The sequence below is a fragment of the Polaribacter sp. SA4-12 genome (genome assembly GCF_002163675.1).
Lineage (GTDB): Bacteria > Bacteroidota > Bacteroidia > Flavobacteriales > Flavobacteriaceae > Polaribacter.
This window is the reverse complement of the sequence record NZ_CP019334.1, coordinates 2,530,868-2,555,217: the sequence shown is the minus strand read 5'-3', so window position 1 is coordinate 2,555,217 and position 24,350 is coordinate 2,530,868. Positions and strand designations below refer to the sequence as shown.

The following is a 24,350-nucleotide window of genomic DNA, read 5'->3' as shown; positions in this document are numbered from 1 at the left end:
TTTTTGCAGCGTAAAGATAATTAAGTTATGATAGCAAGCAATATTTTTAGATGGATTGGTAGTTTATTTACTGATTTATTATTCCTTCCTTTTAATTGGTTACGCACAAGTGTAGCGCATGCAGATTTTGGTTGGTGGATTTCTAATACAGTAAATTGGTTATTTCTAATAGTTTTATTAGTATTATTCGCATATTGGATGAGTCAATCTCTTAAGTTTAAGAGAGAAGGTACAGAAGATAAAGTTTAATTTTATACTTTGGGAAGCAAAAACAAATTGAAACGTTTTAAAGAAAACGAAACGTTTAAAAATGTCATTCAACCAACAAGAGAAGAAGTTGTAACAGATTTCTCTCATAAAGGTAAATGGCATTCTTTTTTTGGTAACAACAATCCTATTGTTGTTGAGTTGGGTTGTGGTAAAGGAGAATATACGATTGCTTTAGCACAAAAAAATCCAAACAAAAATTATATTGGAATCGATATAAAAGGCGCACGTTTTTGGCGTGGAGCTAAAACTGCAATTGAAGAAAATTTACCAAACGTTGCTTTTGTAAGAACGCAGATTGAGTTGGTCGATTTTATTTTTGCAGAAAATGAAGTTTCAGAGATTTGGATTACTTTTCCAGATCCACAAATAAAGTTTCAGCGTACAAAACATAGAATGACAAATTCTAGTTTTATGAAAAAATACTATCATATTTTAAATGAAGAGGGTATTATGAATCTAAAAACAGATTCTGAATTTATGCATGGTTATACTTTAGGTTTGTTACATGGAGAAGGGCATGAAATTTTATATGCAAATCATACTGTATATAAAAACGAAGGCGCACCAAAAGAAGTTACAGAGACACAAACTTTTTACGAAAATCAATATTTAGAGGTTGATAAACCTATTACGTATATAAAATTCAGATTAAAATATTAGTGTTTTCTGATCCATTAATAATTACAAAAAATCCTCATCAAAACTTGATGAGGGTTTTTTTGTTAAATTGGAGAAAAGTAATTTAATTCACTTTTTTAAAGCTTCCTTTTCCTGTTTTTTTGTTTAAAATAGAGGTGTAAAAATATTCGTCTCCTTCAATTTTCACGATTATAGAAGTAAGTTTACTACCAATTTTTAAAGGAACTCCTCTTTTCTGAAGATCAACTATAGTAAGTTTGTATCTATATTCTGTTAACCAGTCAATTTTTGCTTTAATGTACTCTTTTTCTGGATGGTACTCATAGTAGTAGCCATCTTTAATTTCTACTAAAACTTTTTTCCCTTTAAATTCGTAGGTATATTTTCCATCATTTAATATACCACGCTCAACAATAACTTTATTAAACATTGAGTGAGATTTTGACGATGGTTTGTCTATCATATTTTGAGAAAAAGTTATTTGAGAATTAAATGAAATCAATATAAGGGATGCTATATAAATTATGTGAGATGTGTGTTTCATAACTTTAAGTGATTAAATTTACTTTAAAATTAGATCAATATTCAAAAACAATTTGATGGTTTCTGCCGAATAACAATTTTCTATTGTCGAACTGTAGGCAGTTAAAGGTTAAGGTTTATAGTAATTGAAAATTGTTTACTTGAGAACAATTGAAAGGTTCTTTTAGAATATCATCTTATAATTCGAATATTTCCTATCTTCACTTCGTGAAAGAATCTGATAATTTTTTTGATAAAGTTTATAAAGTAACACGCTTAATTCCTTACGGAAGAGTTACCAGTTATGGAGCTATTGCAACCTATTTAGGTGCAGCAAGATCTGCAAGAATGGTAGGTTGGGCAATGAATAAAGCTCATAATTTAGAAGACATTCCTGCACATAGAGTTGTAAATAGAAAAGGATTACTAACAGGAAAACATCATTTTGACGGTACTAACTTAATGCAGCAATTATTAGAAAGTGAAGGAATTGTTGTTGTTGAAAATCAAATACAAGATTTAGAAAAAGTTTTGTGGATTCCTATGAATGAGTTGCCTAGTATTTACTAATTATTGAAATAATCAAAAAAAAATCCCATCAAATATTGATGAGATTTTTATTTTAATCTTTAAACGTAATAGTTTAATTACTTTACTTTTTTAAAGCTACCACTTCCTTTTTTATTATTTAAAACAGATGTGTAAAAATATTCATCACCTTCAATTTTTGTTATTTCGGCAGTAAGTTTACTACCAATTTTTAAAGGAGAAGCTCTTTTTTCGATATCAACAATAACTAGGTTGTACTTGTATTCAGTTACCCAATCAATTTTAGCTTTAATGTATTCTTTGTTAGGATGATACTCATAGTAGTAACCATCTTTAATCTCTACTGAGATATTTTTCTCTTTAAATATGTACGTATAGTTTCCATCTTCTAAAACAGCATTCTTAACAACAATATTATTAGATATTGCATAAGATTTAGACAAAGGCTTTAAGAAATTACTTAATGCTAGGTCTTGAGAAAAAGATGTTTGAAAATTAAAAGAAATCAATAATAGGAAAGCTACACATTTTAGGGGGCTTGCGTTTTTCATAATCGTAGGGGTTAAATTATTTTATAAATGTAATAAAAATTATTTAAAAACAATATAAAATGTTGTTTTTAAACTTTTATTCGTTTTTTAATTGTAGTAATTACTCCTTTACTTCCTTACAAGTTTTTTTAAAAGTATCTTTGTAATTCAGAATAAATTATAATTAAAGTCTCTAAAATGAGTTTTAAAAAACAAGATATATACAAAGCATTAGAAACTATTACAGCTCCAGGAGAGGGTAAGAGTTTAATAGAAAATAATAATATTACAAACGTTGTTGCTTTTGGTGACGAAGTGTTAATAGATGTTACAATCAGTAATCCAACCTTACAAGCAAAAAAGAAAGTTGAATTAGAAATTACGAAGGCTATTCAAACACTTGTTGGCGAAGATATTGATGTAAAAATCAAATTAACAGTAGAAAAACCAGCAGTAAAAGAAAATCCGAATCAAATTAAAGGAAAAGCAATTCCTAATATTAAAAATATTATTGCAATTGCATCTGGTAAAGGTGGTGTAGGTAAATCTACAATTACTTCAAATACAGCAATTTCTTTAGCTAAAATGGGCTTTAGTGTTGGCGTTTTAGATGCAGATGTTTATGGGCCATCACAACATATTATGTTTGATGTAGAAAAAGCAAGACCACTTTCTGTGAAGATTGATGGTCGTTCTAAGATGAAACCTGTAGAAAATTACGGAGTTAAATTATTGTCTTTAGGGTTTTTCACAAATCCAGATCAAGCAGTTATCTGGCGTGGACCAATGGCTTCAAAAGCATTAAATCAATTAATTTTTGATGCAGATTGGGGAGAATTAGATTTCTTATTGATTGATTTACCTCCAGGAACAGGAGATGTGCATTTATCAATAGTACAAGCATTACCAATAAACGGAGCAGTTGTAGTAAGTACACCACAAAACATTGCGTTAGCAGATGCTAAAAAAGGTGTTGCAATGTTTCAACAAGAAAATATTAATGTTCCTGTTTTAGGAATCATTGAAAACATGGCTTATTTTACACCAGAAGAATTGCCAGACAATAAATATTATATCTTTGGTAAAGATGGAGCAAAAAATTTAGCAACAGATATTAAAACTAGGTTTTTAGGTGAAATTCCATTGGTACAAAGTATTCGAGAAGCTGGAGACGTTGGTCGTCCTGTAGCTTTACAAGAAGGAACTATTTTAGAAAAATCATTTAATGATATTACTAAAGAAATGGTTGCCGAATTATTAAAAAGAAATGCAAATTTACCACCAACAGAAGTTGTTAGAATTACAACAATGAGTGGTTGTAGTTCAGTTAAAAAATAAGGTTATGACAGAACAAGAAACATTAAATAATGTTGAAAAAGCGTTAGATGAAATTCGTCCTTTTTTAATAAGCGATGGAGGAAATATTAAGCTGCTTTCTATAGAGGATGATATCGTAAAAGTGCAGTTAGAAGGTGCTTGTACAGGTTGTTCTGTAAATCAAATGACTTTAAAAAACGGAGTAGAAGCTACTATTAAAAAGTATGCTCCACAAATTAAAGAGGTTGTTAATATAGGGTAAACTGACAATAATCAGTTTTTATACATCTATAATAATATATTTTTGGGCGTTCCCTAAAAAGGTCGGGCTTTTCGTTGTATCTTTTTTGAGAAAAACAAAAAAGGATACCACTTCAATCCCTAACGCGCTCATTAACATACATAAAAGACCTCATAAGATTATAATCTTATGAGGTCTTAAAAAATAAAAAAATGATTACTACAGATATCTTAATTATTGGTGCAGGACCAACAGGATTGTTTACCGTTTTTGAAGCTGGTTTATTAAAACTACGTTGTCATTTAATAGATGCTTTGCCACAAGCTGGTGGGCAATGTTCAGAAATTTATCCAAAGAAACCTATTTATGATATTCCTGCATATCCAGAAATTTTAGCAGGAGATTTAACGCATAAATTAATGGAACAAATTAAACAATTTGAACCCGGTTTTACTTTAGGAGAACGTGCAGAAACAATAGACAAACAAGATGATGGTACTTTTATTGTAACAACAAATAAAGGAACAGAGCATCACGCAAAAATAGTTGCAATTGCTGGTGGTTTAGGTTCTTTTGAACCAAGAAAACCTCCAATACCAAATATTGCAGATTTTGAAGATAAAGGAGTAGAATACATTATTCGTGATCCAGAATTTTATCGCGATAAAAAAGTAGTTATTTCTGGAGGAGGAGATTCAGCTTTAGATTGGTCAATATTTTTGACAGATGTAGCATCTTCAGTAACTTTAATTCACAGAAGAAACGAATTTAGAGGCGCTTTAGATTCTGTAGATAAAGTACAAGAATTAAAAGATGCAGGTAAAATTACAATGATTACTCCTGCAGAAGTAAAAGGAATTGTTGGTACAGATAAAGTAACAGGTGTTTCTGTTGTTAAAAAAGGAGAAGAACCATTTACCGTTGAAACAGATCATTTTATTCCGTTGTTTGGATTGTCACCAAAACTAGGTCCTATTGCAAATTGGGGATTAGAAATTGAAAAAAATGCTATCAAAGTTGATAATTCATTAGACTATCAAACGAATATTCCTGGTATTTATGCCATTGGAGATGTAAATACATATCCAGGAAAATTAAAGTTGATTTTATGTGGTTTTCACGAAGCAACATTAATGTGTCAAAGTGCTTATAAACGTATTTTTCCAGATAAAAAGTATGTTATGAAATACACTACAGTTGGTGGGGTACAAGGTTTTGATGGAACCAAAAAAGAAGCACCAAAAGCAGTTGTTAAAAAAATTGAATAATCATTTGTCATTCCTGCGAAGGCAGGAATCTAGAATAAGTTAATGAATATTTAATTTATTTTTTTATAGACTCTTGTTTTATAGAAATAATGAACTAATAATTATCTTATAGAAAAATTAAAACTATGATTGCTTTAAATTGTTTTGGACCCTATCCATTTGGGTATTATCCAACTGCTTATGATTTATTAATGTTTACATTAGGTTCATTTGTAATTATTTCAATGCTTCTTTTTTATTATAATAGAATCCCAAAAAGTAACGATACTATTAGTGAATTAGACTGCCCAATTTATCATTCAAAAGACATCTTATTACAATCAAATTCTAATGATGTTAGTTTTTTTATTGATAAAAAAACAACTTCTACTTGGGTTAAAATTCTAGCATTTTTTTTAATTATTTTTATGGTATTTACATCTTTTCAGGAATTCTTAGGACTTTAGTTTTTTAATCGTAAAATAATTTTCTAACAATCTTTTCTTATATTTGTAGAACAACGAAATCGATTGAGATGTTTTCAGATTTACTTACATACCTAAAATTTTTAATAAAGCGCAAGCCTGAGTAACTGTTTAAATGAACTTAAAAATCATTCAAATTTTTAATCATTTAATACATTAAAAAACATGCCTTTTTATCATAAATTAGGAAAAATTCCACCTAAAAGACACACGCAGTTTCGTAAAAAAGACGGGAGTTTATATTACGAACAACTTTTTGGTACAATTGGTTTCGACGGAATGTCTACCAATTCGTATCACGAACACAGACCAACAATGGTAAAACATATTGGAAAACAATATTCTGTGAAACCAAAAATAGCGAAAGCAAATAACATTCAATCATACAGGTTTAGAGGATTTCAAGTTCCGCCAGAAAACGATTATTTAGAAAGTAGAAAAATCGTTTTAACAAATTCTGATTGTAATATTATTTTATCAGCACCAAAAAAATCTACCACAGATTATTTTTATAAAAATACAGATGCAGATGAAGTTATTTTTATTCATAAAGGAACCGGAAAATTAAGAACGCATCTAGGGAATATCAACTTTAAATACGGAGATTATTTAGTAATTCCTCGTGGAATTATTTACAAACTAGACTTCGATGATGAAAACAACAGACTTTTTATCGTAGAATCCTATTCGCCAGTGTATACTCCAAAAAGATACAGAAACTATTTTGGTCAATTATTAGAACATTCACCATTTTGCGAACGAGATTTACGAAGACCAGAAGAACTAGAAACACATAATGAATTAGGAGATTTCTTAATCAAAGTAAAAAAACAAGGCGAAATTATAGAAATGATTTACGCTTCACATCCTTTTGATGTTGTTGGTTACGATGGTTATAATTTTCCTTATGCATTTTCAATACACGATTTTGAGCCAATTACTGGGCGAATTCATCAGCCGCCACCAGTGCATCAAACTTTTGAAACAAATACGTTTGTAATTTGCAGTTTTGTGCCGCGTTTGTACGACTATCATCCAAACGCAATTCCAGCGCCATACAACCACAGTAACATCGATTCAGACGAGGTTTTATATTATGTAGCTGGCGATTTTATGAGCAGAAACGATATCGATCAAGGTCATATTTCTTTGCATCCAGCAGGAATTCCTCATGGTCCACATCCAGGAACAGCAGAAAAAAGTATTGGCAAAACAAAAACCGAAGAATTAGCAGTTATGGTAGATACTTTTAAGCCTTTACAAGTTACAGAAGAAGCTATGAAAATTGCCGATGAAGCGTATTATAAATCTTGGTTGGAGTAAAGTCCATCCCAACCTTCCCAAAGGGAAGGAGCGAGTAACATACTTAAAAACTATGTTTTCTATGTTGCTATGTGGTAAAAAAGTTCATTAAAATAATAAGAAGCTATTTCCAGCTTTCCGTTGTATCTTTTTTAAGAAAAATAAAAAAGGTTAAGAATATCAACAGTTATTCGAACGACTTCAATCTGGGCTAAACATATTTGCAAACAAATAGCAATTACAAAATACTAAAATCATCAAAAGATGGCACACGATTTAAAATCAGTAAACTACGGTTTAGAAAAAATATTTGAAGGAGCACAAGATTTCCTTCCATTGTTAGGTACAGATTATGTAGAGTTTTACGTTGGTAACGCAAAACAAGCAGCACACTTTTACAAAACAGCATTTGGTTTTCAATCATATGCTTATAAAGGATTAGAAACAGGGTCTAAAGATGTTGTGAGTTATGTACTAACGCAAGATAAAATTAAATTAGTTTTAACAACTCCATTAAACAGTAAATCACCAATAAACGACCATATCGTAAAACATGGCGATGGTGTAAAAGTAATTGCGCTTTGGGTAGAAGATGCTAGAAAAGCCTATGAAGAAACAACTTCTAGAGGAGCAAAATCTTACATGGAGCCAAGAGTTGAAACTGATGAACATGGAGAAGTTGTAAGAGCAGGAATTTATACATATGGAGAAACTGTGCATATGTTTGTAGAGCGTAAAAATTACAAAGGAACATTTTTACCAGGTTTTCAAAAATGGGAATCAGATTACAATCCACCAATTGCAGGTTTAAAATACATAGATCACATGGTTGGTAATGTGGGGTGGAATCAAATGGATGTTTGGGTAAAATGGTATGAAGATGTTATGGGGTTTGAAAACTTTCTATCTTTCGATGACAAGCAGATTCATACAGATTATTCAGCTTTAATGAGTAAAGTAATGTCTAATGGAAATGGGAGAATTAAGTTTCCGATAAATGAACCAGCAGAAGGGAAAAAACGTTCTCAAATAGAAGAATATTTAGATTTTTATGAAGGAGCAGGTGTGCAACACATTGCAGTTGCAACAGATGATATTATTGCAACTGTAACTCAATTACGTTATAGTGGAGTAGAATTTTTATCAACACCACCAGAAGAATATTACAACGCAGTTCCTGGAAGATTAGAAGAATATAGTCATGAATTAAGAGAAGATATCGAAAACTTAAAAGAGTTAGGTATTATGATTGATGCTGATGAAGAAGGGTATTTACTACAAATTTTCACAAAACCAGTAGAAGACAGACCAACTTTGTTTTTCGAAATCATTCAAAGAATGGGCGCAAAAGGTTTTGGAGCTGGGAATTTTAAGGCATTATTTGAATCTATAGAAAGAGAACAAGCAAAAAGAGGAACATTATAAATCAGTAAACAGTCTTCAGTAGCAGTTTGCAATTGAGTAAGTTAATCGAAGAATGAAGTAATCTCTTTATTAAATAGTGAAAAGAAAAATAGAGTCAAGAAACAAGATTTAACTATCTTGCTTCTTGATTTTTTTTATACATCAAACAGCAATGGAAAGAGACGAAATTTTAAAAGCAATAGAAGAAAAGTACGATAAGTTAGGTGTTCCAGTAGATGCTATGTTGGAAGGTTTACTTCATAGTACACCAATTACGTATTGGGATTATATTCAAACAGATGCTTTGTTAGGTTTACAAACTCCAAGAACAACACAACCAGATGAAATGGTTTTTATCATGTATCATCAGGTTAATGAGTTGTTATTTAAAATGATTTTGTGGGAAATTGATCAAGTTGCAAAAACAACTGAAGTTACTGCAGCTAAATTTTCGATGCATTTAGGTAGAATTAGCCGATATTTTGATATGTTATGCAGTTCTTTTACTGTGATGGCAGATGGAATGGAACGTGAACAATATTTAAAATTCAGAAATACATTAACGCCTGCAAGTGGTTTTCAAAGTGCTCAATACAGAAAAATTGAATTTGCTTCCACAGAATTGATTAATTTAATTGATGTTCGTTTTAGAGATTCTATAGATAGAAGTTCATCATTTAAAAATGCCTATAATCATTTGTATTGGCAAGCTGCAGGTAAAAATTATACAACTGGGCAAAAATCAACTTTATTAAATCTTTTTGAGAAAAAATATATGGGAGATTTTATCGATTTTATGGAAGATTATAATGATATTAATTTATCTCTAAAATTTAAACAACTTCCAAAAGAAGTACAAGAAAATAAAGATTTAATCAAAGCAATGCGTCATTACGATTATACTGTAAATGTAAAGTGGGTAATGGCTCATTACAATGCAGCTGCAAAATATATTGGTGGTAGTGATTCAGAATTAAAAGCTACAGGTGGTAGTAATTGGCGTAAATACATGCATCCAAAATATCAAAGAAGAATTTTTTATCCATATTTATGGAGTGAAGAAGAATTAAAAAACTGGGGAACATTTTAAATTAGACTAATTCATCAATTTTTTATTGATATTACAGTTAAAATTGTCATTCTCATAAAGTTTATACTCAATTTAATTGGGTATAGAGAACTCATAAATACATGTTAAAAAGCTATTTACTAATAGATATTAAATGGTTTTTTTTGTTTTGGAACGGTAATTGTCATTACTTTTTTATAAGTTTGGTTTCTATGAATAAGTATATCCTATTATTTTTTACGTTTTTTTTCTTGACAACTACTAATAGTCAAGAAAAATCAGTCGCCTTTAAAAGTGGTGAGTCGCTGCGTTATAAAATGAGCTACAGTGGATTTCTAAGAGCTGGAACAGCAGTTTTAGAAGTTAAAGAAAAAGAATTAAATGGTAAAAAAGTATTTCATACAAAAGGTTCTGGTTGGACTTCTGGTATGATTAAATGGTTTTTTCAAGTAGATGATAAATATGAATCTTATTTTGATAAAGATACCGTTAGGCCTTATCTTTTTAAAAGAAAGATTGATGAAGGTGGTTATAAAAAACATAGAATAACTTCATTTAACCATCTTTCAAATAAAGCTTATACACAAGATTTTACTTTACAAAAAGATACTTCCGTAGCGTTTTTTAATGTGCAAGACATGCTTTCTTCTTTTTATTATTTAAGAAATAGAGATGTAAAAAACATGAAAAAAGGAGAAGAAATTGCAATTGATATGTTTATGGATTCTCAAGTATACCCTTTTAAGTTACGTTTTTTAGGAAGAGAAGTTTTAAAAACAAAATTCGGAAAAGTAAAAACAATGATTTTTAGACCTATGGTTCAATCTGGTAGAGTTTTTAAAGCACAAGAAAGTGTTACACTGTGGATTACTGATGATGCAAATAAAATACCAATTAAAATGAAAGCAAATTTATCTGTTGGTTCTCTTAGAGCAGAGTTAGAACATTACAAAGGTTTAGCAAATCCATTTGTTAAAAACTAATTCTATTGTATTTGTTATCATTTCTTAATAAGTAAGCCTTTATTTTTATTCATTTTAATCTCAATAATTGAATTGTTAAAAGTGATTGGTTTATCTTTATTTCTTTCATAAGTAATCTTTCTTATTTTTTTGAAATGATTTTGACAATTTTAATTTTTCACTAAATTAATAAGTAATCCCAGAATTTATGGAAACTTTAACGAAACCGTTTTAGGAACTTCATTAAGATTAGAGACTTAAAAAACTTTTTTATTTGTACTTTTGAAAGCCACATTAAATAGCACCCGTTTTTTGAAAAAAATATTCCTCCTTTTAGTTTTAATTATCTCATTTTCATCTTGTAAAAAAGATATAGAAAAGTCAGTTACAACTCTTAAAAAAGTAAAACCAAAACCTGTATATCGATTTGGTTATAAATTAGACGACTTTGTTGTGATACAAGACACTATTGAAAGAGGAGAAAGTTTTGGAGCTATTTTAGATAGGCATCATGTTTTTTACCCTAAAATTAATCAAATAGCAGGGTCAATTAAAGAAGTTTTTGATGTTAGAAGAGTTAGAGCAGGTAAACCTTATACTATTTTAGCTAGTAAAGATTCAGTAGAAAAAGCAAAGGTTTTTATTTATAAACACGATAAAATTAATGCTACAATTGTAGATTTTAAAGATTCAATTATTACCGTAAAACGTCATCAAAAACCTATAAAAACTATTTTAAGAACTGCAAAAGGTGTTATAAACTCAAGTTTATCTGTTACAATGGATAGTTTACATTTATCAGCAAATTTAACGTATACGATTGCAGATATTTATGCATGGACTTTAGATTTTTATAAACTTCAAAAAGGAGATTCTTTTAAGTTTATGTATGAAGAGAGATTTATTGACGATACTATTTTTGCTGGTTATGGAGATGTGAAATCGGCAGTTTTTAAACACAAAGGACAAGATCTTTTTGCTTTTAAATACTTAGCAGATTCAATTAAAGGGATTCCAGAATATTATGATGAGAATGGAAATATGTTACGTAGTCAATTTTTAAAATCTCCAATAAAATTTCAATACAGAATTTCATCAAGATATAACCTAAAAAGAAGAATTGCTTTTTATGGTAATAGAATTAAACCACATAGAGGTACAGATTTTGCAGCCAACAGAGGAACTCCAATTTTAGCAACTGCAAGTGGAACTGTTACAAAATCTGAAAGAAGAGGAGGTAATGGAAATTATGTAAAATTGAAACATAATAACACATATTCAACACAGTATCTTCATATGAAAAAACGTAAAGTTAAAAAAGGACAATACGTAAAACAAGGAGATGTAATTGGTTGGGTAGGAATGACAGGAAATACAGGAGGACCACACGTTTGTTATCGTTTTTGGAAAAATGGGAAAGAAGTAGATCCATTTAAACAAAAATTACCAGCAGCAGAACCTTTAAAGAAGAGTTTAAAACCTAAGTTTTTAGAGTTTATGAAACCACTTAAATATCAATTAGAAAATAAAATACTTCCGGTTAAAGAGCCAGAAGTTATAGACTATATAGCGAAAAAATAAATATAATGGCATTAAAAAACATCAACCCAACTACAACCAACGCTTGGAAAGCATTAACAAATCATTTTAATGATATTCAAAATATCAACATAAAAGATTTAGATAAGGAAGTAAATAGAAAAGAAGATTTTTCATTAAATTTTGATGATTTATCAGTTGATTTTTCTAAAAATAGAATTACAAAAGAGACCATTAGTTTATTAGTAGAATTAGCAAAAGAAGTAGATTTAAAAGATGCAATTGAAAAACAATATTCTGGTGAAGTAATAAATGTTACAGAAGGAAGAGAAGTTTTACACACAGCTTTAAGAAGCACTTCTGAAGAACCAATTTTGGTTGAAGGGAAAAATATTAAACCTCAAATTCAGGCTGCTTTAAGAAAAATTAAAAGTTTTTCTAACAAAGTTATTTCTGGTAAATGGAAAGGATATACAGGTAAATCTATTACAGATATTGTAAATATTGGTATTGGTGGATCGGACTTAGGACCAGATATGGTTGTAGAGTCTTTAAAATATTATAAGAATCAATTAACAACTCATTTTGTTTCTAATGTAGATGGAGATCATGTTTCAGAAATTATAAAAACCTTAAACCCTGAAACGACTTTGTTTGTAATTGTATCAAAAACATTTACGACACAAGAAACAATCACGAATTCAGAAACGATTAAAAACTGGTTTTTAAAATCGGCAACTATTTTCGATATTCCTAAACATTTTGTTGCTGTTTCTACAAATTTAGAAGCGGTAGATAATTTTGGAATCGACAAGAAAAACGTTTTTCCTATGTGGAATTGGGTTGGAGGTCGTTTTTCTCTTTGGTCTGCAGTTGGTTTGTCTATCAGTTTATCTGTTGGTTACGATAATTATAAAGCATTGTTAGAAGGGGCAGAAGAAATGGATCTTCACTATAAAAACGAAGATTTTGATCAAAATATTCCTGTAATTTTAGCACTGTTAAGTATCTGGTATAATAATTTTTATGGAGCAGAAACAGAAGCTGTTTTACCTTATTCTCAGTATTTAAAGAAACTTCCAGATTATTTACAACAAGCTATTATGGAAAGTAATGGTAAAGGTGTAGATAGAAATGGAGATAAAATTGATTATCAGACAGGAACAATTGTTTGGGGAAGCACAGGTACAAATATGCAGCATGCTTTTATGCAGTTAGTGCATCAAGGAACTAAATTAATTCCGTGTGATTTTATTGGTTATAAAGAGTCTTTATATGGTTTAACAGATCATCACAAAAAATTAATGGCAAACTATTACGGTCAAATGGATGCTTTGGCTTTTGGTAAAACAAAAGAAGAGGTTCATTTAGAATTGAAGTTTTCTGGAAATGAAGATAAAATTGGATCACTTTTACCATTTAAAGTTTTTGAAGGAAACAGACCAAGTAATGCAATTCTTTTTGATAAATTAACTCCTCGTTCTTTAGGGAAATTAATAGCACTTTATGAACATAAAATCTTTACACAAGGAATTTTATGGAACATATATAGTTATGATCAATTTGGAGTAGAATTAGGAAAAGAACTGGCTAAAAAATTATTGAATAATCAGTAAAATCGACTGTTCTAAATTGATTATTTAATAATTAACTGTTTCGTAGCTTTATGTTAACAAATTTGTTAATATGTAATAGCTTGATTCTCAGTTTTTAATTTTTAATTTTATATATTTCGATGTCTTAATTTTTTGTTAAATCTTAACATTAAATTAACATTGCAGAATTTCAAAAAGAGGATTTTTGTAAAACATTTAATAACATAAAATTAAAAAATGAGAAATTTTAAAAACTTATTATTTGTAGCTCTGTTTTTTGTAACAGCTACAGTTTTAGGACAAACTAAAATTACAGGTACGATTGTCGATGAGACAAATCAACCTTTACCAGGAGCAAGTGTTGTTGTGAAAGGTACAACAAACGGTACATCAACTGATTTTGATGGAAAATTTACGCTAAAAGCAGGATCTACTTCTGGAACAGTTGTAGTTTCTTTTATTGGCTACCAGTCTAAAGAAGTTAGTTTTTCCTCTTCGAAAGCTAATTTAGGTTCTATAAAATTAGCTGAAGATGCAGGTACATTAGATGAAATTGTAATTACTGCTACATCATTTGCTATTGATAGAAAAACACCAGTTGCTGTTTCTACAATTAAAGCGTCAGATATTGAAACTAAATTAGGTACACAAGAATTTCCAGAGATTTTAAAATCTACTCCAGGTGTATACGCTACTAAAACTGGTGGTGGGTATGGAGATTCTAGAATTAACTTAAGAGGTTTTAGTTCGGAAAATGTTGCGGTTATGATTAATGGGGTTCCTGTTAATGATATGGAAAATGGAGCTGTTTATTGGTCTAATTGGGCTGGTTTATCAGACGTTACTTCTGCAATGCAAGTACAAAGAGGTTTAGGAGCTTCTAAAGTTGCTGTGCCTTCAATTGGAGGAACAATTAATGTTATCTCTAAATCTACAGATGCTGAGAAAGGTGGAAACGTAACAATGTCTACTGGTAATAGTGGATACCAAAAATACGGTATGACTTTATCTACTGGTTTAATGGACAATGGTCTTGCAATAACTGCTTCAGCTGCTAAGATTTCAGGTGACGGTTATGTAGATGGACTTCAATTTAGTGGAGTAAATTACTTTTTAAACGTATCTAAAATAATAAATGCTAATCACAAATTATCTTTTAATGTAATAGGAGCTCAACAAACTCACGGACAAAGATTTAATACAAGAACTATAGCACAAAACAGAGCTACTGAGCAAGGTGGAAAAAGATTTAATCCGGATTGGGGTTATAGAAACGGACAAGTTGAAAATATTTCTTTTAACTTCTATCACAAGCCACAAATATCTTTAAATCATGATTGGACTATTTCTGATAAAACTTTCTTAACTACTGTAGTTTACGCTTCTTATGGTTCTGGTGGTGGTAGAAGGACTCAAGGTTCTGGTAAATTCACTAATAATGATTACAGATTAGGAGATATAGATCAACCTATTGATTTTGATAGAATAGTTGAGGAAAATAAAGGAAATGGAGCTTTAGGTTCTACAGATGTTTTTGCAGCTTCTAACAATGATCATAAATGGTATGGTGTTTTATCTACTTTAAAAACAGATTTATCAGAAAACATCGTTTTGTCTGCTGGTTTAGATGGTAGATATTATATTGGTTCACACTGGTATGAAATTACAGATTTATTAGGAGGACAATATTATTTAAACCCTAATTCAAATGACAATAACTATAACGAAGCATTACAAGTTGGAGATCATTTTAATAGAGATTACGAGGGTAGAGTATTAAGATACGGTACATTTGCTCAATTAGAATATTCAAAAGATGATTTATCTCTTTTCTTATCTTCATCAATATCTAATACAAGATATGGTAGATCTAGTTTCTTAGATGATTCTTCTAATCCAAATGGAACGGTTTCTGATAATGCAAATTTCTTAGGGTTTGGTACAAAAGGTGGAGCAAATTATAATTTAGATGATAACCATAATGTTTTTGCAAATATTGGTTACTTCTCTAAAGCACCTTTTTTAACAGGAAATGTTTTTCTTAATAAAGAATCTGTAGAGTTAAATGATGATGCATTAAACGAAAAAGTTTTTAGTGCAGAAATTGGTTACGGATATAGAAGTGAAAAATTTAATGCTAATGTAAATATTTATAGAACTTCTTGGTTAGATAAATCGGTTACAGCAAGAGTTTTAGATCCAGATAATTTAGGTCAGTTTTTAGAAGCAAACATTGCAGGATTAGATGCATTACATCAAGGTATAGAACTTGATTTTGTTTATAAAATGTCTGAAAAATTAAAGCTTACTGGTATGGTTTCTTTAGGAGATTGGCAATGGAAAAGTGATGTAGAAGGTGAGATATTTGATCAATCTGGAGCTTCTATTCAGAAAGTAACCGTTAATGCAAATGGTTTAAAAGTTTCTGATGCTGCTCAAACTACTTTTGCTTTTGGTTTAAATTATAAAGCTTTAGAAAAATCAACTATATTTTTAGATTATAATTATGCAGGAGATTTATATTCTAAATTTGACATAACAAGAAGTACAGATAGATTAGATACTTGGAAAATGCCAGCATATCATTTATTTGACTTAGGTTTTAGACATGGATTTACCATTGGAGAATTCGAAACTTCATTATCTGGTAAAATGAACAACATTTTTGATGTTGAATATATCTCTGATGGGTTCGACGATGGAACTCATACTGCTGCGGGTGCGAATGTTTATTACGGAGCCGGAAGAACATTTAGTTTAGGATTAAAAGTTAACTTTTAAAAAATAAATCATGAAAAAAATATTTTTATTATTAACAGTTTTTACAATGGTTTTCACTTCTTGTGAGCCATTAGAAGACATCAATGCAGAAGTTGATGCACAAGCTTCTGCAATAGTAGGAGACGTAGTTTACACACTTACAGATGAAGATTATGATGCATTAGAATTATCTTACGGTAGTTTTAGTTCTGTAGACGATGCAAAAGCAGCTATTCCTGCTTTTTTAACTGACAAATACCCTGTTTGGGGAAAAAACTCTTCTGTTTTACTTGGTTATAAACTATATGTTGGAAATGCTTTTAGTTTAAAAGGTTATAGTCTAAAACAAGAGGATTATACTCTAAGTGGAAGTGAATTATTAGGTTTTAAATCTGATGTAGCTCCAGAAGATTATTTAGCAGATATTATTAGTAGTAATTACAGTTCTCCTAAAGAAGGAGATTATGTAGCTGCAACATATTTCCAATATACTGGAAGTGCATATGTAGTTACACCTACAATTTCTTTAGAAGAAAATTTTAATTTAGGAACAACAGCTGGAGATCTAACAACTATTTCTAGTAATTGGGAAGCTCATTCAGGGAATACGGCTGTAGGATATTCAACGGCAAGTTTGTCTATGGAAAACTATCCTGCTTCTAATATAGGAGGGTCTATGACAATAGGTTCAGGTTCTCAAGATGTAAATACTTCAATTACACCAATAATAGAGACAAAAATAGTGTATTCAAGTGCCTTAGTAAATTTTAGTGAGGTTGGTGATGGAACTTATTTTTTCCACCTTATGGAAGAAGATGGTAGTTATAGTTATTCAGCAAGAGTTGGTGCAAAAAGTGATGGGTCTGGAAATATTTTATTTGGTATTGGGGCTAGTTCAAGTAGTTTAACTTATGGTACAACAGCTTTTAACTTAGATACAACCTATCTTTTAGTTGCATCTTATAATATTGAAAGCGGAGTTTCTAATTTACATATATTAACTTCAGCTTTAACATTAGAACCTTCAATACCAGAAGCAACAAACACTGGTAATAAAGGGAACTCTGCAAATAGAATTGGAATACGCCAAGGTGGTGGTGGACCAACAGGAACAATAGATGGTATTCGTGTAGCAAATACTTGGTCAGCTATTATGAGTAATGACGAATTAGATGATGAGACAGTAGGAACTAAAGTATCTAATAAAGCGGTTTATACATATACTGATAGTGCTTGGGAAGTTCCATCTACTGATGGTTTTTACTTATTAAGCGATGCAGATTTTGCATCTATGGGTCTTGAGAATTTTGGGAGTTCAACTCCAGCAGAAGATTATTTACCAGCATTCTTAAATATAAAATTCCCTTATGCATTAGAAGGAAGTGAATTGGATGTAACTTATAATTATGTATCTAGTTCAAGTGGAGCACAGACACGTGGTAATTCATATACAAAAACTGATGGTGTATGGGTTGGATATCAATCGACAATTGATACAACTTTACAATTTGGTCATGATGGATCTTCTTGGGTTCCAGATAATACAATTAAATATACGTTAGTAAGAAATGCTGATTATGAGTTTATGTCTAATGCATTGGAAGGAAATGCAGACTTTTCAAATGTTAGTTTAGCTAACTTAGCTAGTTATGGTGATTTTGATTATAACTGGTCAGATGAACAAATTCAATACGCTTTAATACTATTTTTAGATCATTTAGACCCAAATGCGGCAGAGAAACAAAAGTATCTTTTAACGTATGTTATTTATGACAACGGAGAGAATGATTATCAAACGAGTTTCATCAAAACTGATGGGGCTTGGGTTGTTAACGACTAGAGATAAAAAAAATTCATATAAAACCACCTCAATCGAGGTGGTTTTTTTGTATATAAAATTAGTAACTTTGCAAAACAACAAAAACTACACAAACAAATGAAAGATATCCATTCATACTGGGCATACCTAGTACTAGCAATATTAATTTTTACAGTAGTAAATGCTATAATTGGTTTAAAACAGAAAAAGGAATTTGCAGATAGAGATTTAAGATTGGGTTTATTTACACTTATTCTATCTCATATACAGCTATTAATTGGTTTAGGATGGTATTTTATGTCACCTTGGTTTAAAGCTTTAAAAGAAAATGGAGGAGAAGTTATGGGAGATAAAGCAGCAAGATTATTAGCCGTAGAGCATCCTATTATGATGATTCTTGCAATTGTATTGATTACAATTGGTTGGTCTAAACACAAAAAGAAAACAGAAGACGCAGCAAAATTTAAAACATTTGCTATTTTTTACGGTTTAGCCTTATTATTGATTCTTTCAAGAATTCCTTGGAGTAACTGGTTCTAAATATGAAATTTTTAAGCTACATATTATCACCGATTTTTGTACTTACTTTTACTTTATTATTGATTATTTTTCATCCTTTTCAGTGGCTAAGTTTCACTCTATTTGGTGTTAAAGGACATGCTAAAGTTGTAAATGCATTAAATTTTAGTTTGGTTAAATCTATGTTACTTATTGGTGTAACTGTTCGTGTAATCAATAAACATAAGATACCAGAAAACACATCAATTGTTTTTGTGTCAAATCACCAATCAATTTCAGATATTCCTCCAATAGGATGGTATTTTAGAAAACATAACCCAAAATTTGTTTCAAAAATAGAACTAGGTAAAGGTATTCCAAGTGTCTCTTTCAACTTAAAGAATGGTGGTGGAGCACTAATAGATAGAAAAGACCCAAAACAATCAATAAGTGCATTGGTTAATTTTTCTAAAAGAATTAATAAAAACAAATGGGGAGCAGTTATTTTTCCAGAAGGAACTAGAAGTAGGAATGGGGAACCTAAATCCTTTGCTAAGAGTGGTTTAAAGGTGATTTGTAAATACAATAAAGATGGGTATATAGTACCGTTAACCATAAATAATTCGTGGAAAATTTTTAAATACGGAAAATTTCCATTAGGTTTAGGAAGTCCAATTACGATTACTACGCATCAACCGATTAAAATAGACTCTTTACCTTTTGATGAATTGATGGAAAAAACAGAGTCAGTTATAAAAGAACACATAAAATAAAACTATGTCTATACACAACGTCAGAAAAGAAGTAATGCTAACTTTAGAAAAAAGTATGCAAACTTTTGTAGATAAATATTTAATACCTGCAGAAAAAATCTGGCAACCAACAGATTTTTTACCGAACTCTCAAAAAGATTCTTTTATTACAGAAGTAGAAGAAATTAGAGAGTTATCTAAAGAATTACACGACGATTTTTGGGTTGTATTAGTAGGAGATACTATTACAGAAGAAGCGTTACCAACATATGAATCTTGGTTATTAGATTTAGATGGTGTTTCTCAACAACCAGATAATAGTTGGGCAACTTGGGTTAGAACCTGGACTGCAGAAGAAAATAGACATGGAGATGTTTTAAACAAATACTTGTACCTATCAGGTCGTGTAAATATGCGTGAAGTAGAAATTTCTACACAACATTTAATTGCAGACGGTTTCGATATTGGTACATCATCAGATCCATATAAAAACTTTGTATATACAAGTTTTCAAGAACTAGCAACGTATGTTTCTCATAACAATGTAGCTAAAATTGCACGTAAAAAAGGACACAAAGCATTAGCTAAAATGTCTAAAATTATTGCAGGAGATGAAATGCGTCACCATCAAGCATATTCTCATTTCGTAAAAGAAATCTTTAAAATAGATCCAAGTGAAATGATGTTGGCTTTTCAACACATGATGAAACATAAAATTGTAATGCCAGCATTACACTTAAGAGAATCTTTTGGAGCAAAAGGAAGTGCATTCGATGATTTTTCAGCAGTAGCACAAAGAATTGGTGTTTATACAGGTTTCGATTATGTAGATATTATTCAGAAACTAAACACAATGTGGGAAATAGATAAAATTACAAATCTTACTCCAGAAGCAGAAAAGGCAAGAGATTATTTAATGAAATTACCAGCAAGAATGTACAGAATTACAGAAAGAATTGTAGTTCCAGATACAGACTTTAAATTTAAATGGATGATTCCAGCGTAGTTTTTAGAAGCTATTTCCTGCTTTTCGTTATATCTTTTTGTGAAAAACAAAAAGGATGTCACTTCAATCAGGGCTAGACTTGTTTGCTAATTTACTGTCATTGCGAATCAAACTTTTTTGTTTGATGTGGCAATCTCTTTTTAGAAATAAAATAAATAAACCCTTCAGATTCAAATTATGAAGGGTTTATTTATTTTAAGACTAAAACTTATTTTTTCTATGCTTCTATGTGGTCATTAACTTTAAAATTCAATTTTAAAAGAATCCTTATCATTTAAAAAACCAAGTTTCTTTCGAATTCTATCTTGTTCCGTTTTAACTAAAGTGGCTTTTACAATGCCAACCTCATTATTCTGTAAATTAGAAATTTCTTGACCAAAATAATCTACAACCAAAGAATTTCCTGAATATTTATAATCATTAGCGTCTTTACCGGTTCTATTTACACCAATTACATAACTCATATTTTCTATTGCACGCGCTTTTAACAAGGTTTCCCAAGCTTTAATTCGTGTAACTGGCCAATTAGCCATAAAAATTAAAAGATCGTAATTTTCGGTATTTCTCGCCCAAACAGGGAAACGTAAATCGTAACAAACTAAAGGACATATTTTCCATCCTTTATAAGTTACAATTAACTTTTTTGATCCAGAAGTGTACACTTTATCTTCTCCTGCCAAAGTAAAAGAATGTCTTTTATCATACGTTTCTATTTTCTGAGAAGGATGAACAAAAACTAAGCGATTATAATAATTTTCATTTTCTTCAATTATCAAACTTCCACAAATGGCAATTTCATTTTCCGAAGCCATTTTTTGCATCCAAGAAATAGCATTTCCATCCATTTTTTCAGCAACTTTTTCAGGATTCATTGTAAAACCAGAAGTAAACATTTCTGGCAACACAACAAGATCTATACCTTTAGAAAGAGTGTTTATTTTACTTTCAAAAAAGGCTAAGTTTTCGGTTGGGTTTTCCCAAACTAAATCAGCCTGAATACCAATAACATTTAATTCGTTTTGCATCAAAAAATAATTTAATGATTAAAGAGGTATAAAAGTAAGTTTTTGTAATTTAGAAATTCAAACTGATCCAAATAAATTGATGCAATCTTTCATTTCTGATACTTTAGATAATATTTTAAAAACCACAAAATCTTTTGAAGACGTCGTTTTTATCCTTCCATCACAAAGGGCAAAAGTGTTTGTAAAACAAACCTTTAAAGATAAAATTACGGTTGGGTTTTTACCAGAAATTATAAATGTTGAGCAATTTATAAATCAAGTTTCTGGAATTGAAAAAGCAGATAGCATTCAATTACTATTTCATTTTTATACTATTTATAAAGGTCTAGAGAAAGAACCTGTCTCTTTTGATGTTTTTGCGTCTTGGGCATTTACTGTAATTCAAGATTTTAATGAATTAGATCAGCATTTAATAAACACCAAAGAAATTTTCCTTTACTTAAGAGATATTCAACGTTTAAAAAAATGGTCTGTAGAAGGCGAGTTTAAAGAAACCGAATTAATGGAAGATCATTATTCGTTTTTAGAAAAACTAAATATTTATTACAATGCTTTTTATAAATTCTTAAAGGAAAATAATATTGGATATCAAGGTTTAATCTACAGAGAATCTTGCAAGAAAATTGATTCGTATTTAGAGAGAAATCAGACTAAGAAGTTCTTTTTCATTGGGTTTAATGCATTAAATACTGCGGAAGAGTTTTTATTTCAGAAAGTTTTAGAAAACAAGAATTCAGATATTTATTGGGATATTGATACTGCGTTTTTCAAATCAAATCATCAGGCAGGAAGGTTTATCAGAAGATATAAAAAGGAGTGGAGATATTATGAGAAAAATGAAGTAAAAACACTTGGTGATACATTTTCTCAACCTAAAAACATTGAAGTAATTGGAGCGTCAAAAAATACGACTCAAATAAAATATGCTGGAGAAATTTTAGAGAAAATCACCGATTTTAAGAACACAGCGTTGGTTTTAGCAGATGAAACATTGTTACCAATAACATTGAATTCGTTGCCAAAAAATATCAATGCAATCAATATAACAATGGGATATCCTTTAAAAGATGTGCCAACTACCAATCTGTTATTTTCAATATTTCAACTATTTGTTTCTCAAGATAAATTACAGAAAACAGTTGTAAATCAGTTTTATTATAAAGATGTAATCAGATTTTTAAAACATCAATCTGTTTACAATTTAATACCAGGAATAGATGCTTTTTCAGATGATGTTGCAAAACAAAATCAGACGTTTATCAAACAAGTTCACATCAATAAATTATTAGAAAATACAGAGCCTAAATTGAAAGAAGCAATTCTATCAATCTTTAATTCTTACATTTCTATAGACGAATTTATCGATAGAATTATCAATTTAATCAACCTTTTAAAAGAAGATGTTAGCGATTTAGAAAAAGAATATTTATTCCGTTTTTACACGACGTTTACCCAGTTAAAAACATTGCAAAATCAGTTTAAATATTTTCCAGATTTAAAAACATTAGCACTTTTTTTTAGACAATTAATTTCTTCAGAAAGTTTATCATTTCAGGGAGAACCATTAAGAGGGTTACAGTTAATGGGAATGTTAGAAACGCGTGTTTTAGATTTCGAAAACATTATTTTAGTTTCTACAAACGAAGGAATTCTACCAGCAAGTAGCCAACAGAATTCTTTTGTTCCTTTTGATGTTAAGGTCGAATTTGGTTTGCCAACATATAGAGAAAAAGATGCTATTTTTTCGTATCACTTTTTTAGATTAATGCAAAGAGCAAAAAACGTTTTTATCATTTACAATACAGAACACGACGTTTTTGGAAGCGGAGAAAAAAGCAGGTTTGTAACGCAATTAGAAATGATGCGATCGGATATTGTTCAGAAAATTATTTCACCTAAAGTAGAAGCGCAAAACATCGCTTTAAAAGAAGTTAAGAAAAACGATGCTGTTTTAGAACAACTAAAAATATTGGCAGAAAAAGGGATTTCACCATCTGCTTTAACCAATTATTTATACAACCCAATTTCATTTTACAAACAGAAAGTATTAAAATTAAAAGAATTTGATGATGTAGAGGAAACAGTTGCTTACAATACGTTAGGTACAGTTGTTCACGAAACTTTAGATGAATTATACACACCTTTTGTAGGTAAATTCTTATTAGAGAAAGATGTGGATTTGATGAAAGAAAAATCCAAAGAATTAGTTGTAAAATATTTTAAAATTGAATTTAAAAACGGAGATATATCAACAGGAAGAAATCGTTTAATTTTTGAAGTTGCTAATAGATTTGTTAATAATTTTTTAGCACAAGAAAAGGACTTACTAAAAGATAAAAAGAACGAATTAAGAATAATAGGAACAGAAGAAAACCTAGCAACAGAAATAGAAATCGAAGGAATAGACTTTCCAATTAAAATTCATGGTCAAGTAGATAGAGTAGACGAATTAAATGGCGTTTTACGAATTATCGATTATAAAACAGGAATGGTAAGTGGCGCTGAATTACGAGTGTTAGATTTTGAGAAATTAAGAGAAAAAGAACAATACAAAGCCATTCAAGTATTGTTGTATGGGTATTTATATACAAAAAGCAAAAAGTATAATTTTAATAAGCCTTTAGAAGCCGGAATTTATTCTTTTAAAAACCTAAATAGTGGATTTTTACCTGTCAATTTTTCATCAAATTATAGAAAACCAGATGTAGAAATTACAGAAGAAAAATTAGAAGAATTTATCACTGAAATAAAAACCTACATCAAAGAGATTTATACTCTTGATGTAGATTTTATAGAACCAGCAGATTTAAAATATTAAT

22 protein-coding genes are annotated in these 24,350 nt (G+C 29.9%); 19 read left to right on the top strand and 3 right to left on the bottom strand.

Going from position 1 to position 24,350, the window contains the following annotated elements; all coding sequences use genetic code 11:
- The first annotated feature begins 27 nt into the window (after window positions 1-27).
- Both BTO07_RS11045 and trmB read left to right on the top strand, forming a co-directional pair.
- Window positions 28-249, top strand: a complete 222-nt coding sequence (locus tag BTO07_RS11045) for a DUF6341 family protein (protein WP_087521282.1) — start codon at window positions 28-30, stop codon at window positions 247-249.
- A 9-nt stretch (window positions 250-258) separates the two neighbouring features.
- Window positions 259-930 (top strand): tRNA (guanosine(46)-N7)-methyltransferase TrmB, encoded by a 672-nt coding sequence (gene trmB, locus BTO07_RS11040; RefSeq protein WP_087521281.1) that lies wholly within the window; start codon window positions 259-261, stop codon window positions 928-930.
- Window positions 931-1,012: 82 nt separating this feature from the next.
- On the opposite strand, the gene BTO07_RS11035 is transcribed toward trmB, so the two are convergent.
- Window positions 1,013-1,372, bottom strand: a complete 360-nt coding sequence (locus tag BTO07_RS11035) for a hypothetical protein (protein WP_157663331.1) — start codon at window positions 1,370-1,372, stop codon at window positions 1,013-1,015.
- Between the two features lie 287 nt (window positions 1,373-1,659).
- Between BTO07_RS11035 and BTO07_RS11030 the strand changes: the two genes are divergently transcribed.
- Window positions 1,660-2,001 carry an MGMT family protein gene (locus tag BTO07_RS11030; RefSeq protein WP_087521279.1) on the top strand — a complete coding sequence of 114 codons (342 nt, stop codon included), beginning with the start codon at window positions 1,660-1,662 and terminating at the stop codon, window positions 1,999-2,001.
- Between the two features lie 77 nt (window positions 2,002-2,078).
- On the opposite strand, the gene BTO07_RS11025 is transcribed toward BTO07_RS11030, so the two are convergent.
- Window positions 2,079-2,531 (bottom strand): hypothetical protein, encoded by a 453-nt coding sequence (locus BTO07_RS11025; protein WP_087521278.1) that lies wholly within the window; start codon window positions 2,529-2,531, stop codon window positions 2,079-2,081.
- Window positions 2,532-2,708: 177 nt separating this feature from the next.
- Between BTO07_RS11025 and BTO07_RS11020 the strand changes: the two genes are divergently transcribed.
- The 15 genes from BTO07_RS11020 to BTO07_RS10950 all read left to right on the top strand — a co-directional run bounded on the left by BTO07_RS11020 (window position 2,709) and on the right by BTO07_RS10950 (window position 20,506).
- Window positions 2,709-3,848, top strand: a complete 1,140-nt coding sequence (locus BTO07_RS11020; protein ID WP_087521277.1) for an Mrp/NBP35 family ATP-binding protein — start codon at window positions 2,709-2,711, stop codon at window positions 3,846-3,848.
- A 4-nt stretch (window positions 3,849-3,852) separates the two neighbouring features.
- Complete coding sequence (locus BTO07_RS11015; protein ID WP_087521276.1) at window positions 3,853-4,089, top strand: NifU family protein; 237 nt, start codon at window positions 3,853-3,855, stop codon at window positions 4,087-4,089.
- A gap of 191 nt (window positions 4,090-4,280) precedes the next feature.
- Window positions 4,281-5,336, top strand: a complete 1,056-nt coding sequence (locus BTO07_RS11010; protein WP_087521275.1) for an NAD(P)/FAD-dependent oxidoreductase — start codon at window positions 4,281-4,283, stop codon at window positions 5,334-5,336.
- Window positions 5,337-5,461: 125 nt separating this feature from the next.
- Window positions 5,462-5,782: a hypothetical protein gene (locus BTO07_RS11005; protein ID WP_087521274.1), complete on the top strand. Its 321-nt coding sequence runs from the start codon at window positions 5,462-5,464 to the stop codon at window positions 5,780-5,782.
- 183 nt (window positions 5,783-5,965) lie between these two features.
- Window positions 5,966-7,123 carry a homogentisate 1,2-dioxygenase gene (locus BTO07_RS11000; protein WP_087521273.1) on the top strand — a complete coding sequence of 386 codons (1,158 nt, stop codon included), beginning with the start codon at window positions 5,966-5,968 and terminating at the stop codon, window positions 7,121-7,123.
- Between the two features lie 243 nt (window positions 7,124-7,366).
- On the top strand, window positions 7,367-8,527 hold the full coding sequence (hppD, locus tag BTO07_RS10995; RefSeq protein WP_087521272.1) for a 4-hydroxyphenylpyruvate dioxygenase: 1,161 nt from the start codon (window positions 7,367-7,369) through the stop codon (window positions 8,525-8,527).
- A 151-nt stretch (window positions 8,528-8,678) separates the two neighbouring features.
- Window positions 8,679-9,596 (top strand): tryptophan 2,3-dioxygenase family protein, encoded by a 918-nt coding sequence (locus tag BTO07_RS10990; RefSeq protein WP_087521271.1) that lies wholly within the window; start codon window positions 8,679-8,681, stop codon window positions 9,594-9,596.
- Window positions 9,597-9,787: 191 nt separating this feature from the next.
- The gene (locus tag BTO07_RS10985) at window positions 9,788-10,558 is read left to right on the top strand and encodes a DUF3108 domain-containing protein (protein WP_087522620.1); all 771 of its coding nucleotides are present in this window, start codon (window positions 9,788-9,790) and stop codon (window positions 10,556-10,558) included.
- Between the two features lie 291 nt (window positions 10,559-10,849).
- Window positions 10,850-12,118: a peptidoglycan DD-metalloendopeptidase family protein gene (locus BTO07_RS10980; protein ID WP_087521270.1), complete on the top strand. Its 1,269-nt coding sequence runs from the start codon at window positions 10,850-10,852 to the stop codon at window positions 12,116-12,118.
- A gap of 5 nt (window positions 12,119-12,123) precedes the next feature.
- Complete coding sequence (pgi, locus tag BTO07_RS10975) at window positions 12,124-13,692, top strand: glucose-6-phosphate isomerase (RefSeq protein ID WP_087521269.1); 1,569 nt, start codon at window positions 12,124-12,126, stop codon at window positions 13,690-13,692.
- A 216-nt stretch (window positions 13,693-13,908) separates the two neighbouring features.
- Window positions 13,909-16,452, top strand: coding sequence for a TonB-dependent receptor (locus tag BTO07_RS10970; protein ID WP_087521268.1), 2,544 nt, complete (start codon window positions 13,909-13,911; stop codon window positions 16,450-16,452).
- A 10-nt stretch (window positions 16,453-16,462) separates the two neighbouring features.
- Window positions 16,463-18,271, top strand: coding sequence for a hypothetical protein (locus BTO07_RS10965; protein WP_087521267.1), 1,809 nt, complete (start codon window positions 16,463-16,465; stop codon window positions 18,269-18,271).
- Between the two features lie 96 nt (window positions 18,272-18,367).
- Entirely contained in the window at window positions 18,368-18,790 is a 423-nt protein-coding gene (locus tag BTO07_RS10960; protein ID WP_087521266.1) for a hypothetical protein, read from the top strand.
- 2 nt (window positions 18,791-18,792) lie between these two features.
- Window positions 18,793-19,521 (top strand): lysophospholipid acyltransferase family protein, encoded by a 729-nt coding sequence (locus tag BTO07_RS10955; protein WP_087521265.1) that lies wholly within the window; start codon window positions 18,793-18,795, stop codon window positions 19,519-19,521.
- Between the two features lie 4 nt (window positions 19,522-19,525).
- Entirely contained in the window at window positions 19,526-20,506 is a 981-nt protein-coding gene (locus BTO07_RS10950; protein WP_087521264.1) for an acyl-ACP desaturase, read from the top strand.
- Between the two features lie 242 nt (window positions 20,507-20,748).
- On the opposite strand, the gene BTO07_RS10945 is transcribed toward BTO07_RS10950, so the two are convergent.
- Entirely contained in the window at window positions 20,749-21,531 is a 783-nt protein-coding gene (locus tag BTO07_RS10945; protein ID WP_087521263.1) for an amidohydrolase, read from the bottom strand.
- A 79-nt stretch (window positions 21,532-21,610) separates the two neighbouring features.
- Between BTO07_RS10945 and BTO07_RS10940 the strand changes: the two genes are divergently transcribed.
- The gene (locus BTO07_RS10940) at window positions 21,611-24,349 is read left to right on the top strand and encodes a PD-(D/E)XK nuclease family protein (protein WP_087521262.1); all 2,739 of its coding nucleotides are present in this window, start codon (window positions 21,611-21,613) and stop codon (window positions 24,347-24,349) included.
- Window position 24,350 lies beyond the last annotated feature (1 nt).

Excerpts from the sequence above, each read along its gene's own strand:
- BTO07_RS10945 (WP_087521263.1), bottom strand. The coding sequence starts at position 21,531 with ATGCAAAACGAATTAAATGTTATTGGTATTCAGGCTGATTTAGTTTGG.
- BTO07_RS10990 (WP_087521271.1), top strand. The coding sequence starts at position 8,679 with ATGGAAAGAGACGAAATTTTAAAAGCAATAGAAGAAAAGTACGATAAG.
- BTO07_RS11000 (WP_087521273.1), top strand. The coding sequence starts at position 5,966 with ATGCCTTTTTATCATAAATTAGGAAAAATTCCACCTAAAAGACACACG.
- BTO07_RS10985 (WP_087522620.1), top strand. The coding sequence starts at position 9,788 with ATGAATAAGTATATCCTATTATTTTTTACGTTTTTTTTCTTGACAACT.
- BTO07_RS10955 (WP_087521265.1), top strand. The coding sequence starts at position 18,793 with ATGAAATTTTTAAGCTACATATTATCACCGATTTTTGTACTTACTTTT.
- BTO07_RS11035 (WP_157663331.1), bottom strand. The coding sequence starts at position 1,372 with ATGATAGACAAACCATCGTCAAAATCTCACTCAATGTTTAATAAAGTT.
- BTO07_RS10960 (WP_087521266.1), top strand. The coding sequence starts at position 18,368 with ATGAAAGATATCCATTCATACTGGGCATACCTAGTACTAGCAATATTA.
- hppD (WP_087521272.1), top strand. The coding sequence starts at position 7,367 with ATGGCACACGATTTAAAATCAGTAAACTACGGTTTAGAAAAAATATTT.
- BTO07_RS11020 (WP_087521277.1), top strand. The coding sequence starts at position 2,709 with ATGAGTTTTAAAAAACAAGATATATACAAAGCATTAGAAACTATTACA.
- BTO07_RS11010 (WP_087521275.1), top strand. The coding sequence starts at position 4,281 with ATGATTACTACAGATATCTTAATTATTGGTGCAGGACCAACAGGATTG.
- BTO07_RS11015 (WP_087521276.1), top strand. The coding sequence starts at position 3,853 with ATGACAGAACAAGAAACATTAAATAATGTTGAAAAAGCGTTAGATGAA.
- BTO07_RS10950 (WP_087521264.1), top strand. The coding sequence starts at position 19,526 with ATGTCTATACACAACGTCAGAAAAGAAGTAATGCTAACTTTAGAAAAA.
- BTO07_RS11005 (WP_087521274.1), top strand. The coding sequence starts at position 5,462 with ATGATTGCTTTAAATTGTTTTGGACCCTATCCATTTGGGTATTATCCA.
- BTO07_RS10940 (WP_087521262.1), top strand. The coding sequence starts at position 21,611 with ATGCAATCTTTCATTTCTGATACTTTAGATAATATTTTAAAAACCACA.
- BTO07_RS11025 (WP_087521278.1), bottom strand. The coding sequence starts at position 2,531 with ATGAAAAACGCAAGCCCCCTAAAATGTGTAGCTTTCCTATTATTGATT.
- BTO07_RS10970 (WP_087521268.1), top strand. The coding sequence starts at position 13,909 with ATGAGAAATTTTAAAAACTTATTATTTGTAGCTCTGTTTTTTGTAACA.
- BTO07_RS11045 (WP_087521282.1), top strand. The coding sequence starts at position 28 with ATGATAGCAAGCAATATTTTTAGATGGATTGGTAGTTTATTTACTGAT.
- BTO07_RS10965 (WP_087521267.1), top strand. The coding sequence starts at position 16,463 with ATGAAAAAAATATTTTTATTATTAACAGTTTTTACAATGGTTTTCACT.
- pgi (WP_087521269.1), top strand. The coding sequence starts at position 12,124 with ATGGCATTAAAAAACATCAACCCAACTACAACCAACGCTTGGAAAGCA.